1 protein-coding gene is annotated in these 244 nt (G+C 29.9%); it reads left to right on the plus strand.

Going from position 1 to position 244, the window contains the following annotated elements; all coding sequences use genetic code 11:
- The coding region (locus IDG60_RS03600; RefSeq protein WP_032099467.1) for a restriction endonuclease subunit S domain-containing protein at positions 1-244 on the plus strand (244 nt) is incomplete at both ends.

A 244-nucleotide genomic window follows, 5' to 3' on the forward strand; every position in this document is an offset into this window, starting at 1 on the left:
CTTACTACCAAAATAGGTAGTGGAAAGACTCCCAAAGGTGGAAGTGAAAACTATACAAACAAAGGCATACCATTTTTAAGGAGTCAAAATATTAGAAATGGTAAATTAAATCTTAATGACTTAGTTTATATTAGTAAAGATATAGATGATGAGATGAAAAATAGTAGAACGTACTATGGTGATGTTCTTTTAAATATTACAGGAGCATCAATAGGTAGAACAGCCATTAATTCGATAGTTGAAA

The organism is Staphylococcus sp. EG-SA-2, assembly GCF_017152085.1.